The organism is Bradyrhizobium sp. 930_D9_N1_4 (genome assembly GCF_052076015.1).
GTDB lineage: Bacteria > Pseudomonadota > Alphaproteobacteria > Rhizobiales > Xanthobacteraceae > Bradyrhizobium.
Window position 1 is genome coordinate 1,319,442 of the sequence record NZ_CP197236.1, and the last position, 12,699, is coordinate 1,332,140.

The following is a 12,699-nucleotide window of genomic DNA, read 5'->3' on the forward strand; positions in this document are numbered from 1 at the left end:
TCTCCGGTCCGAATTGTCCTGCCGCGCAACTTCTGATCTAGCTTTGGCGAGAGGACGTTGGGTGGGGTTGGAATGAGACGTATCAAGTTGCACGTCGTCGCAACGGCACTCGTCGTCGGATCGCTCGGATGCGCTGGCTCTGCGGCGCTCGCGGAGCCGGCCACGCATCCCGCAGCACCCATCAGGCTGGCTGGACTTGTCGCGCCTAAACAACCGGCGCCCCAGGCTAAGCCAAAGGCGTCTCTCGCGCGGCTTTATTTCCTGCGCGAGAAGGGCATTTTCGGCGCGATGGGCGGAATGGCGACCTCTGCGGAGATCAAGATCGACGGCAAGCCTGTCGGCACGCTCAAGATGGGGAAGTTCTTCGTCGTCGATCGGGCGCCCGGCCTTACCAAAATCGCGTCCCACACGACGATGTCGATGGCGGATTACGAGGTCGAGGTCCCGATCGAAGCCGGCAAGACCTATTATTTCGGCGTCGGGACACAGCGGGGCGGCGCCCCGGGCCAGGACCTGATCAACCAGGCCATTGCGGGCAGCAGCGGCCAGCAGATCCGGTCGACGTCACCGTTCAAATCCGCATTCTCGGGCTCCGGCCTGTTCCGCCTGGAGCCGGCCGCCGGCGCCGCCGCGATCGAGAAATTGAAGAAGCCGTGAGTGTTCCCGGCTTGTTTGGCGGGGAACGCGAGCGGCCGGCCGGTCGGTCGCGGCGTTAAGCTTGAGCCGCACTCACCGTGAATATCGGCCGATTTCGTGCCCGATCGAGGCTTGCCGCCGGCAAAATTCGCGGCTATGTCCTGTCCCTCACGCTCCCTTCGTCTAGCGGTTAGGACGCGGCCCTCTCAAGGCTGAAACAGGGGTTCGATTCCCCTAGGGAGCGCCATTTTTCGCAAGGTAGCTTTGACGCCGTGGTCAGGCGGACCGAAGCCACGACCTCGCGGTCAAGACTTCCAGCTCAGCAAAATAGTCATCACCCGATTTGATGCCCCGCATCCTCTCATTGAGGTGTCCGGCAAGCACCGAGCCGATTGCATGAACGGCTTCGTGACGATCCAGCCCTTCAGACATCAGCCGCTGCGCCGTGCGTCTCACCGGCAGCCCGGCACCGGCAATCTGGTTCTCGACGATGGCGTGAATGACGGCGTGCGACTGCTCCCGCGGGAGATGGATCCCGGCACGTCGATGATATGCCAACACGAGATCAATCCGTTCCTGTTCGTCCAGCGCAAGCCACTGATCCGGGTGTGGCTCTACGAGTGGATCATACCGCCACGTCGCCTCGTTCTCCGGCTCAAGCGGTGATTGGGCGACTTCCGGCGCCTGCGGATCAAATCGGCGCAATCCGGGTGACGGTTCATTGAGGCTCTGCGAGCTGAGACAGCACTTCTTGAACTTCTTGCCGCTGCCGCAGGGGCAGGGGTCGTTTCGCCCGACATCTCTATGAGGACTGATGCTCATGGGCACGCCTTCACACGCTACCGGCCAGGGCGAGGGACACAACGTAGTCGTAGGTGACAGCGCCGGACTGCACCCCTCAAGTGAGACACGGTAATTGCAGCGACAGGCATTTCAAGGATGATCTGCGGAAACGGAATTGTCCCCATCCAGGCCGAACACTTCTGCGAGTATCCACCTCCCGCACGAGCATGCAGCATCGGCATCCGCAGCGGTGGTCGTCTTCTCAAAAATCTGCATCATGCGCGCCGGGACGGTGCGCGATGCGGCCGGTCTCGCCCTCCGAAGCTGCCGGGCCTTTGGAGGCTTTTGGCTTCTGCTTTTTGGAGTTTTGAAATGAGCGGCTTGGTGATCTCTGGCGGCCGGGTGGTGGATCCCGCGAGCGGAATGGACGCAATCGGCGATGTGGCGGTGGTCGACGGCAAGATCGCCGCGGTCGGCACTGGCCTCGGCAGCGCCGAGCGGGTGATCGACGCGACCGGCCTCGTGGTTGCGCCCGGTTTCATCGACCTGCATGCGCATGGCCAGTCGATCCCGGCCGACCGCATGCAGGCGTTCGACGGCGTGACGACGACGCTCGATCTCGAAGCCGGCGTGCTGCCGGTCGGGTCCTGGTATGAGCGCCAGGCGCGCAAGGGACGCGTGCTCAACTACGGCGCCGCCACCAACTGGGCCTTTGCGCGCATCGGCGCGATGACGGGCTCCAATGCGGAGAGTTCGCTGGAGGCGTTCGGCAATGCCATGCGCGATCGGCGATGGATGGACAACGTCGCAAGCGATGCAGAGGTCTCAGGCATCCTCGAGCGACTGTCGCGCGGCCTGAACGAGGGCGGTATCGGCATCGGCATCCTGAACGCCTACGCGCCGGGCGCCGGCGTGCAGGAATTGACCGCGGTCTGCCTGCTCGCGGCGAAGCAGGACGTGCCGACCTTCACCCATGTCGCCTACATGTCGCGCGTCGACCCCGAAAGCGCCGCGGAAGCCTATATCCGCCTGATCGGTTATGCCGGCGCCACCGGCGCGCACATGCACATCTGCCACTTCAACTCGTCGAGCAAGACCGATATCGAGCGCTGCCGCGTGCTGGTTGAGAAGGCGCAGGCGCAGGGCCTGCCCATCACGGTCGAGGCCTATCCTTACGGCACCGGCTCGACGGTGCTGGCCGCCGCCTTCTTCAGCGATCCCGAATTCGTCGAGCGCAACGGCACCGGCTACGATTCAGTGCAGCGCGTCACCGACGGCCATCGCTTCCGCGACCGCGAGGAGCTGTTGAAGGCGCAGGCCGAAGAGCCGTCCTCGCTGGTGCTCTGGCACATCCTCGACACCGACAACAATGCGCATCACCGCGACCTGCTCGACATGTCGGTGCTGTATCCGGGCGGCGCCATCGCTTCGGACGCGATGCCGTGGACGACGTCGGACGGAAAGACCTACACCGGCGATGCCTGGCCGCTGCCTGATGATGCCACCTCGCATCCGCGCTCGGCCGGCTGCTTCACGAAGTTCATCCGCGAATGGGTGCGCGAGCGCAAGACCGTGTCGCTGCTCGAAGGCGTACGCAAATGCGCGCTGATCCCGGCGGAAATCCTGTCGCAGAGCACGCCCGCGATGCGCGCCAAGGGCAGGCTCACAAAGGATGCCGATGCCGACATTGTCGTGTTCGACTATGAAAAGCTGTCCGACCGCGCGACGTTCACGGCGATGAACCGCCCGTCGGAAGGCGTGCGGCACCTGGTCGTCAGCGGCCAGCCGTTGATCAGCGACGGCATACTGGATGTCGCGGCGCGACCCGGCCGTCCGGTGCGTCGCCCCGTCGTCGAGAGCTGATTCATGCCGGTCCCCATTCTCCTGGTGACGGGCTTTTTGGGGGCCGGCAAGACCACTGTCGTCAACCATCTGCTGGCGAACGCGGAGGGCCGGCGGATCGCCGCGATCGTCAACGACTTCGGTGCGATCAACATCGACGCCGAGTTGATCGCGGGTGCCAGCGACGGCGTGGTCAGCCTTGCCAATGGCTGCATCTGCTGCTCGCTCGAAGGCGATCTCTTGCGCACGCTCTCGACGCTGCTGCGGCGCGATCCGAAGCCGGAATACATCGTCATCGAAACAAGCGGCGTCGCCGATCCCTCGGACATCGTCCGCAACCTGATGGACCCGGTGATCCTGCGCGAGGCGCCGCTGGAGACGGTGCTCTGCGTGATGGACGCGGCGACACTGCCGTCCGCCTTGGACGACGCGCTTCATCGCTCGCAGCTGCGCGTCGCTGACATCGTAGCACTGAGCAAGCTGGATCTGGCGGACGAGGGCGCGGGTGCGCGGATGCGCGAAGCCATCCGCGCGCAGCGCGTCCCTGCCGTGGTGGTCGATGCCCGGCACGGCGAGATCCCGTCCGCGCTGCTGTTCCCCGCGACCGTCGATCGTGTGACTGCGCCGCGCGAGCCGGGCCCGAAGCGGCCGGCCGAGGAACGCTTCGAGACGCTGAGCTGGACCTCGGACCAGCCGCTCTCGCTGCCCCGCTTGCAGCAGGCCATCGGCAAGCTGGCGCCAAAACTCGCGCGCGCAAAAGGTCTGTTCGAGACGACCGAGCAGCCCGGGCGCCAGATGATATTTCAGTTCGCCGCCGGCCGCGCCACGCTCGCGCTGGGGGAAGCGGCAGCGCAAGGCGTGCCACGATCGCGGATCGTCTTCATCGTCGAGCTCGGTGTTCTCTCGAAGGCTGAGCTCGACGAAATCATGGCGGCGTGCGTCACGAGCTGAAGCCGTCTCACGCGAATTGCGCGATGCCGTTTCCGACCGACCAGTTCTCCGCGGGAGCGTCGAGCACGTTGACGAACACGTCCTCGGGTCGGACGCCTGGTTTCTCACCGAGCAGGTCCGCGATCCGCCGATACAGCGCCTTCTTCTGCTCCGCCGTGCGCGAGGCGAACACGGTAATCTGGATCAGCAGGGCGTCATCGCTGCGTTGGACGCCATAGGCGTTACCGCAGCGGAAGTTCGAGGCGTCATGCTCGCTGATGGTCATGAACTCGTCGCCTTCAGGGACGTTCAGCGCCTCGCGCATGGCGCGGTAGAGACTGTCGAGGATCGCCTGCCGGTAGGCCTCCGGCTTTCCCGCGCGCATCGAGATGTGAAGAAGAGGCATGAGCTGGTCCCTTTGCATGCGGGCTCGATCGGCCGGGGCGCATGCAAGTGCCGCCGCTCGGCCCATTGACGAAACGGGCTATCAATCCCAATTGGTTTTTGACACGATGTCGAGAAAGCACATTCTTGACATCGTGTCAAATATGGTAGAAGCTGGCAGAGGAGCTGGATGTGAGGCCGCGCGAGTTCGACCACGACGACGTCCTGCGCATCGCGTTTGAGCAGTTCTGGCGCAAGGGCGTGCGCGGCACCTCGCTGTCGGACATCGCGCGCGACGCCGGCGTTCAGCGCGGCAGCCTGTACAATGCTTTCGGCAGCAAGGAGGCGCTGTTCCTCCAGGCCTATGAACGCTATGCGGGCGACTATCTCGTCACCCTGCAAAAGGCCCTCGGCGCGGGCACGTTGCGAAAGCGCCTCACTGCGTTCTTCGACCTCACCATCACCAACTTCCGCTCAGGCTCACCGCCGCGCGGATGTCCGACCACACGCGGATTGATGGAGCTTGGTGCTGCCGAAGGCGAAGGGCTGGACGAAGAGGCGCGCCAGGCTTTCGCGAGCCTCATCTCGCGCATCACCGCCCTGGTTCAGGACACGTTGTCATCGGGCGCCGAGCGCGGTGAATTCAGCGGTAATCCGGCAGCGGCGGCTCTCCACATCATCACCGTGACGCGTGGCCTTGGGGTGCTCGAACGTGCCTTCGGCGACGAACCACAACTGCGCAAGATCGCCGCTCACACGATCGATCTCGTGCTCGGCAGGAAAGGCGGCTAGGCGATGATAATACGAGAACGACGACCCCAGCGGTGGTGACCGCTGAGGTCGTCTGGAGGTTTCATGGAGGCATCGAGCACTGCGTCTCCATGACGATGTCGATACCGCAAGACGGCTCTCTACGCGAATAGAACTCATCAAAACATCAGCAGACGGCGAGCGCATTGACCGCTCGCGTCGTCGCGATCTCATTCGCGCCGCCGACGAACTGGCAGACGATGGATTCGAGCTCGCCCGGCTGGTTGCGGCGCGCGACCGCCAGCAGTCGCATCAACTCCGCCTCGTCCTTCGAGAGGCGCCGGCACGACGGCGGCATGAAGCACAGCTCGCACGGCCGGCCGTTGCGCAGGATCCGGACGAGCGCGGCAGCGCGCGCGACCAGCAGCGGACTGTCGGCAACGCCCGGTGCCTCGTCGGCGTAACGATAGGCGGCTTCCCAGCAGTCGGAGGCGCCGGTCGCATAGGCCGCGCCGATGAACCGGAACAGCGACAGCGCGACGCGACAAAAATCATCGTAGCTCTCGACGCACGGTCGCGTCGCAAGTGCGGCCTGGAGCGGACAGAGCCGAGGCTGGCCGGCTTCTGCGGCAGGCACAGAATCGCACGCATTCTGCGTCATGAACGATCTCGTCAGTGCAACGTGGGACTTCCCACAAACCAGCTCTTCATCGCCATCGTCCGTTCGAGCTCGAACGATCGAACCTGTCGGTCGGGCAGAATGAGACCGGCCATGCGGAAGATCGTCGCAAGGCCGCGAACCGGCGCCAGCGCCCAGTCGGCACCGACCGGCGGCAGCCAGCTCTCGAACTGCTCGCGCGCGACTTCGTCGCGCTGCTTCTGCGCCGCGGAGATGGCGCGCAAGATTCCGTGCTCGCTGTCCGACATCTTCGGACAGGTCGGGCAATGAACCTCGATGGCTGTATGCGCCGTGCAGGCAAAGATCTCGATGATCGCTTCGAGCGAGGGCACGGCATCGCCGACGCGAAAATGGTCGTAGACCTGCTGGATGTCGGCGGCGGTCGGAACGGCGGTCCCGCTGCGGGCCTTGGCGCGAAAGCCCCAGATGAAGAGCCGCTCGGCCGCGCACAGCGCGGGAAGGTCGAGGGATCTGGTGTCTGTCGATTGATGCATGGAGCTTCCGGCCTGGCGCAAAATATCTGCTTCGATCGTTCCGCCACGGGCTCACGCAAGTCAACGTCCGGAGGGCGGATATCGAGGTCTTCTAGATTCCGGCAGAGGCGCGAACGTCGACGAATTCTAAATTGCGCTCACGCGAATGCGGCGTCGATCCGGTTGTCGCGGCTTCAGATCATCAGGCCGTTTCGCGTACTTTTGCGGTCCCTCGGGAACCCGAATGCTTAAAGGTTTGCTAAGGCGGACGGGATAAACTGGCATATCAGCCCCGCCAGAATTGCGAGCACCGATGATTTTCTCCCGCATCAGTTTCAAGCTGGTCTTGATCGTTGCGATCAGCCTTCTTGGCATGATCGCCCTGGCGCCGATCGCGCTGTCGACCCTGCGCAGCCAGATGATCGCGGATCGTCAGGCCAAGACGCAGCACATGGTCGATGTGGGTTACGGCATCCTGACGCATTACCAGAAGCTCGAGAGCGACGGAAAACTCACCCGAGAGCAGGCACAGGCCGGTGCAATGGCCGAGATCAAGAGCCTGCGCTACGACAAGGTCGAGTACTTCTGGATCAACGACATGACCCCGAAGATGATCATGCATCCGATCAAGCCCGAGCTTGACGGCAAGGATCTCGCGGGGATGAAGGACCCCGCTGGCAACGCGCTGTTCGTCGGCTTCGTTGACGTTGTCAAGAAACAGGGCGCCGGCTTCTATGGCTACCTCTGGCCCAAGCCCGGCTTCGACCAGCCGGTCGGGAAAATCTCCTATGTGAAGGGCTTTGCACCCTGGGGCTGGATCATCGGTACCGGCATCTATCTCGACGACGTCGACGCGGTGTTTCGTCAGGATGCAATGACCTTCGGCTTCGTGTGCCTCGTCGTGCTCGTGCTCGTGCTCGGCGCGTCCTTCGTGATCGGCCGCAGCGTGACGCGGCCGCTGGCCAAGATCACCGCGCTGACCGAGCGCCTCGCCGCAGGCGACAGCGCCTTCGAGGTGCCCTACACCGATCGCAACAACGAGGTCGGCGGGCTCGCCAAGGCGCTTGCCGTGTTCAAGGACAACGCGACGGCCGTGGGCCGGATGCACGCCGAGCAGCACGAAGCGAAACAGCGGGCCGACGACGAGAAGCGCAAGACGATGGCCGACCTCGCCGGCAAGTTCGAGGCGAGCGTGCAGGCCGTCGTTCGCGACGTCTTCAACGAGGCGCGCGCGATGCAGCAGGCGGCGCAAGGCATGTCGGAGACCGCGAACAAGGCGACCGATCGCGCCAGTTTCGTCGCGACCGCCTGCCAGCAGGCCTCATCCAACGTGCAGACGGTGGCGTCCGCCGCCGGCCAGCTGTCGGCTTCGATCACCGAAATCAGCCAGCGCGTTGCGCAGGCCGCAAACGTGGCGGACAAGGCCGCTGCCGATGGCCAGCGCACCAACGACACCGTGCAGGGGCTCGCTGCCGCCGCCCACAAGATCGGCGAAGTCATCGACCTCATCAACCAGATCGCCTCGCAGACCAATCTGCTGGCGCTCAATGCCACCATCGAGGCCGCGCGCGCGGGCGAATCCGGCAGGGGATTTGCCGTGGTCGCAAGCGAAGTCAAATCGCTGGCGAGCCAGACCGCGAAGGCGACCGACGAGATCGGCGCGCAGATCACCGCGATCCAGGCCGAGACCAACCAGGTCGTCGGTAACATCGAGAGCATCCGCAAGACCATCATGGAGGTCAACGAGATCTCCTCCTCAATCGCAGCCGCGGTCGAAGAACAGGGCGCCGCGACGCAGGCGATTGCGCACAGCGTGCAGGAGGCGGCCTCCGGCACCGACCAGGTCTCGCAGAACATCTCCGGCGTGTCCGACGCGACCGCTGAGACCGGCCAGGCCGCCGGCCTCGTGCTGCAATCGAGCGGCCGGCTGACGCAGAAGCTGCAATCGCTCGAGGACGAGGTCAGCACCTTCGTTGCGGGGGTCCGGGCGGCCTAGTATAGCAGGGGATGGGCCAAAACTCCGATCGGCGCGCGCGCATCCTCCTGATCAATCCGAACAGCAACGAGGCGACCACCGCGATGATGGTCGCCATCGCGAAATCCGCGGCCGGCGACGGCTTCGACGTCGCCGGTGCAACGGCGACGCGTGCGCCGTCGATGATCGTATCGGCCGAGGCACTGGATGCGGCTGCGCCCGAAGCGGAAGAGATTGCGCTGGCCCGCAGCGGCGCGTGCGACGGCGTCATCGTCTCTGCGTTCGGCGATCCCGGTCTGGCAAGGATCAGGGCCGGCATGACGTTGCCCGCAGTCGGCATCGGCGAGTCATCGATGCTGGAAGCCGCTGAAGGCGGCCGCCGTTTCGGCGTTGCGACCACGACGCCGCTACTGGGTACGAAGATCGATGCCTTGCCCGAAGCGCTGGGATTGCGGGCGCATTACACCGGCACCCGCTTTGCCGAAGGTGATCCGGAGGAGCTGATGCGCGATCCGGCGCGGCTGCGCGACGCGCTGGCCGGCGCCGTGGAAGCCTGCATCGCGATCGACGGCGCGGAGGCCGTCATCATCGGCGGTGGTCCTTTGGGCGAAGCCGCGCGCGCGCTTCAACCGATGTTCGCTGTCCCCGTCATCGCGCCGATCCCGTCTGCCGTGGTGCGGATTATTCGCCTCATCTCGGCGCGCGCCGGCGGCTGATATTCCGGCCCGCGGGACCTGTCGCCGCGACCGGCTTTCCCACCCTTGACGGCCGCGGCTAAAGTGAAGAAGCAGGACCATCGAACCTGCCGCGCCGCGCCTGGCGCGCGGGGCATGGAGACGCCGCATGTCGTTCAAGAAGCTCCTGATTGCCAATCGCGGCGAGATCGCCATCCGCATCGCGCGCGCGGCGGCCGATGCCGGCATGACGACGGTTGCGATCCATCCCGCCGACGATGCGCTGTCGCTGCATGTGCGTGTTGCCGACGACGCCGTCCAAATTCCGGGCCGCGGCGCGCGGGCCTATCTCGACATCGAGGCCGTGGTGAAGGCGGCGAAGGCTGCCTGCTGCGATGCCGTGCATCCCGGCTATGGCTTTCTCAGTGAGAACGCCGCTTTCGCCAAGGCCTGCGCTGACGCAGGTCTCGCCTTCGTCGGGCCGAAACCGGCGGCGCTTGAACTGTTCGGCGACAAGGTCGCGGCACGGCAACTGGCAAAACGCTGCGAAGTGCCGATCATCGCCGGCACCAATGGGCCGTCGAGCCTCGACGAGATCACGGCATTCTTCGAAACTCTTGGCAAGGGCGCCGCGATCGTGATCAAGGCGATGGCCGGCGGCGGTGGCCGGGGCATGCGCGTCGTGGAGAGCGCATCCGATCTCGCGGAAGCCTATGCACGCTGTCAGTCCGAGGCCAAGGCCGCGTTCGGCTTCGACGGCGTCTATGCCGAGCGGCTGATCCGGCAGGCCCGCCATATCGAGGTGCAGATCATCGGCGACCGACATGGCGCGATCTCCCATCTCTGGGAGCGCGAATGCACCATCCAGCGCCGGCATCAGAAGCTGATTGAGGTCGCGCCGAGCCCGTCGCTCAGTGAGCCCCTGCGTGGCCGCATCATCGAGGCAGCGAAGCAGCTGGCGGCGGCGGCCTCTTACGACAATCTCGGCACCTTCGAGTTTCTGGTCGACGGCACCGCCAAGGACAGCTTTGCCTTCATCGAAGCCAATCCGCGGCTCCAGGTCGAGCACACCGTGACGGAAGAGGTGCTCGGCCTCGATCTCGTTCGCGCCCAGCTCGCGGTCGCATCAGGCGCAACGCTCGCCTCGCTGGGCCTTGCGCAAGGTTCGATCCCGAAGCCGCGCGGCTATGCCATGCAGCTCCGCGTCAACATGGAGACGCTGGATGCAAACGGCGCGACGCATCCGACCGGCGGTGTGTTGGCCGTATTCGAGCCGCCGTCAGGCCCCGGTGTCCGTGTCGATAGTTTTGGCTATGCCGGCTACAAGACCAGCGCCGCCTTCGATTCGCTGCTGGCAAAAGTCATCGTGCATACGCCGGGCGAGGCCTGGCACGACGTGGTTGCAAAAGCCTCGCGCGCCTTGCGCGAATTCCGGATCGACGGCGTCGTCACCAACATTGCCTTCCTCCAGGCCGTGCTGGCGCATCCCGATTTCAGGACCAACCGCATCGCGACCGACTTCATCGATCGGAACGTCGCAAAGCTCGTCGACGCCGCAGATGGCGCGGCCAAGCCGCTCTACTTTGCAGCGACCGAGCGAGGCGCCGGCCTCGGTGCGGAGGCGCATGTCGCGCAAGCCGTGCCTGAGGGCGCGGTGATGGTCGCGGCGCCCTTGCAGGGCACCATCGTCACCGTCCAGGTCAAGGAAGGCGAGATCGTGCGTCCCGGCCAGCAGCTCGCCGTGATCGAATCCATGAAGATGGAACATCTCGTCATGGCCGAGCAGGGTGGCCGCGTGATGAAGCTGGTCGCCGGCGACGGCGTCACGCTGATGCATGGCGATCCCATCCTGTATCTGGAGCCGCTCGACGTTGCGGCAGACAGCACGGCGGCCGAAGCCGACGTCGATCTCGATCATATCCGCCCTGATCTGGCCGAGCTGATCGCGCGGCAGGCCAACACGCGCGATGCGAACCGTCCGGCCTCGGTCGAGCGCCGCCGCAACACCAACCAGCGCACCGCGCGCGAGAACGTCGCGCAGCTCGTCGACGAAGGCTCATTCATGGAGTACGGCAGCCTTGCGATCGCGGCGCAGCGCCGCCGCCGCAAGGTCGACGATCTCATCAAGAACACGCCGGCCGACGGTCTCGTCATGGGCGTTGCCACCGTCAACGCCGGGAAGTTCGGGCCTGAAGGCGGCCGCTGCATCGTCGTGGCCTATGACTACACCGTGCTCGCGGGCACGCAGGGCCACATGAACCACAAGAAGATCGACCGCATGTTGACGCTGGCGGAAGACTGGCGCGTGCCGCTGGTGTTTTACGCCGAGGGCGGCGGCGGCCGGCCGGGCGACACCGACCGGCTCGGCATGACCGGCCTGGACGGTCCGTCCTTCGTGCAGTTCGCGAAGCTCTCGGGCCTGGTACCGGTCGTCGGTGTCGTCTCAGGCTATTGCTTCGCCGGCAACGCCGCGATGCTGGGCTGCTGCGACGTCATCATCGCTACGAAAAATGCCTCGATCGGCATGGGTGGCCCTGCCATGATCGAGGGTGGCGGTCTCGGCGTCTATCATCCGGCCGAGGTCGGCCCTGTTGCGTTCCAGTCTCCGAACGGCGTCATCGACATCCTGGTCGAGGACGAGGAGGAGGCGACATCCGTCGCGCAAAAGTACCTGTCCTATTTCCAGGGCGCGGTGACGGAGTGGGAGGCCGCTGACCAGCGCCTGCTCCGCCGTGCGATCCCGGAGAACCGGCTGCGCGTCTACGACATCCGCAGTGTGATCGATCTCGTCGCGGACAGCGACAGCGTGCTGGAGCTGCGCCGGGATTACGGCGTCGGTATGATCACCGCGCTGGTCCGCATCGAGGGCAAACCGGTCGGCCTGATCGCCAACAATCCGCGTCATCTCGGTGGCGCGATCGACGCCGATGCCGGCGACAAGGCCGCGCGCTTCCTCCAGCTCTGCGACGCCTTCGACCTGCCGATCGTCTCGCTCTGCGACACGCCCGGCTTCATGGTGGGCCCGGAGGCCGAGAAGACCGCGATCGTGCGCCACGTCTCGCGCATGTTCGTGACCGGCGCGAGCATCACCGTGCCGCTGTTCGGCATTGTGCTGCGCAAGGGCTACGGCCTCGGTGCGCAGTCGATGATCGGCGGCGGCTTCCATGCCTCGTTCTTCACCGCGGCCTGGCCGACCGGCGAGTTCGGCGGCATGGGGCTGGAGGGCTATGTCCGGCTCGGCTTCCGCAAGGAGATGGAGGCGATCGCCGACCCCGAAGAGCGCGAGACCTACTACCGCAACAAGGTCGCCGAGCTCTATGCCAACGGCAAGGCGGTCTCGATCGCCTCGGTGTTCGAGATCGACAACGTCATCGATCCCGCCGAGACGCGTCGCTGGATCATGGCGGGCCTGCGCTCCGTCCCGAAGCCGCCGGCGCGGACGGAGAAGAAGCGGCCGTGCATCGACACGTGGTGAGCGCAGTGCAGCAACGCAGAGTAACTTAGGGCAATCTGCCTCCACATCGTCATGCCCGGGCTTGTCCCGGGCATCCACGTTCGTTCGCACGCGCGGCA

Annotated in this window: 11 protein-coding genes and 1 tRNA gene; 8 read left to right on the forward strand and 4 right to left on the reverse strand. The window is 65.3% G+C overall.

Annotated elements, in window-relative coordinates; all coding sequences use genetic code 11:
- Nucleotides 1–72 precede the first annotated feature (72 nt).
- Both AB7532_RS06145 and AB7532_RS06150 read left to right on the forward strand, forming a co-directional pair.
- Nucleotides 73–657 carry a DUF2846 domain-containing protein gene (locus tag AB7532_RS06145; RefSeq protein ID WP_441233919.1) on the forward strand — a complete coding sequence of 195 codons (585 nt, stop codon included), beginning with the start codon at nt 73–75 and terminating at the stop codon, nt 655–657.
- Between the two features lie 151 nt (nt 658–808).
- Nucleotides 809–883: transfer RNA gene (locus AB7532_RS06150), tRNA-Glu, on the forward strand.
- Nucleotides 884–912: 29 nt separating this feature from the next.
- On the opposite strand, the gene AB7532_RS06155 is transcribed toward AB7532_RS06150, so the two are convergent.
- The gene (locus tag AB7532_RS06155) at nt 913–1,458 is read right to left on the reverse strand and encodes an SEC-C metal-binding domain-containing protein (RefSeq protein WP_441233920.1); all 546 of its coding nucleotides are present in this window, start codon (nt 1,456–1,458) and stop codon (nt 913–915) included.
- Nucleotides 1,459–1,791: 333 nt separating this feature from the next.
- Here AB7532_RS06155 and AB7532_RS06160 point away from each other — a divergent pair, with 333 nt between their 5' ends.
- Together AB7532_RS06160 and AB7532_RS06165 are read left to right on the forward strand one after the other, a co-directional pair.
- The gene (locus AB7532_RS06160) at nt 1,792–3,282 is read left to right on the forward strand and encodes an amidohydrolase family protein (RefSeq protein ID WP_441233921.1); all 1,491 of its coding nucleotides are present in this window, start codon (nt 1,792–1,794) and stop codon (nt 3,280–3,282) included.
- A 3-nt stretch (nt 3,283–3,285) separates the two neighbouring features.
- Complete coding sequence (locus AB7532_RS06165; protein ID WP_441233922.1) at nt 3,286–4,212, forward strand: CobW family GTP-binding protein; 927 nt, start codon at nt 3,286–3,288, stop codon at nt 4,210–4,212.
- 7 nt (nt 4,213–4,219) lie between these two features.
- Here AB7532_RS06165 and AB7532_RS06170 read toward each other — a convergent pair whose 3' ends face one another.
- Complete coding sequence (locus tag AB7532_RS06170) at nt 4,220–4,597, reverse strand: tautomerase family protein (protein WP_441233923.1); 378 nt, start codon at nt 4,595–4,597, stop codon at nt 4,220–4,222.
- Between the two features lie 170 nt (nt 4,598–4,767).
- Between AB7532_RS06170 and AB7532_RS06175 the strand changes: the two genes are divergently transcribed.
- On the forward strand, nt 4,768–5,367 hold the full coding sequence (locus AB7532_RS06175; protein ID WP_441233924.1) for a TetR/AcrR family transcriptional regulator: 600 nt from the start codon (nt 4,768–4,770) through the stop codon (nt 5,365–5,367).
- 145 nt (nt 5,368–5,512) lie between these two features.
- Here AB7532_RS06175 and AB7532_RS06180 read toward each other — a convergent pair whose 3' ends face one another.
- A complete protein-coding gene (locus AB7532_RS06180) occupies nt 5,513–5,986 on the reverse strand; it encodes a hypothetical protein (protein WP_441233925.1) in 474 nt (157 codons plus the stop codon).
- Between the two features lie 11 nt (nt 5,987–5,997).
- Nucleotides 5,998–6,498, reverse strand: a complete 501-nt coding sequence (locus tag AB7532_RS06185; protein ID WP_441233926.1) for a hypothetical protein — start codon at nt 6,496–6,498, stop codon at nt 5,998–6,000.
- Nucleotides 6,499–6,790: 292 nt separating this feature from the next.
- On the opposite strand from AB7532_RS06185, the gene AB7532_RS06190 reads away from it, so the two are divergent.
- The 3 genes from AB7532_RS06190 to AB7532_RS06200 all read left to right on the forward strand — a co-directional run bounded on the left by AB7532_RS06190 (nt 6,791) and on the right by AB7532_RS06200 (nt 12,601).
- Nucleotides 6,791–8,473, forward strand: a complete 1,683-nt coding sequence (locus tag AB7532_RS06190; RefSeq protein WP_441233927.1) for a methyl-accepting chemotaxis protein — start codon at nt 6,791–6,793, stop codon at nt 8,471–8,473.
- An 11-nt stretch (nt 8,474–8,484) separates the two neighbouring features.
- Entirely contained in the window at nt 8,485–9,168 is a 684-nt protein-coding gene (locus tag AB7532_RS06195; RefSeq protein ID WP_441233928.1) for an aspartate/glutamate racemase family protein, read from the forward strand.
- Nucleotides 9,169–9,295: 127 nt separating this feature from the next.
- Nucleotides 9,296–12,601 carry a carboxyl transferase domain-containing protein gene (locus tag AB7532_RS06200; RefSeq protein WP_441233929.1) on the forward strand — a complete coding sequence of 1,102 codons (3,306 nt, stop codon included), beginning with the start codon at nt 9,296–9,298 and terminating at the stop codon, nt 12,599–12,601.
- Nucleotides 12,602–12,699: the final 98 nt, after the last annotated feature.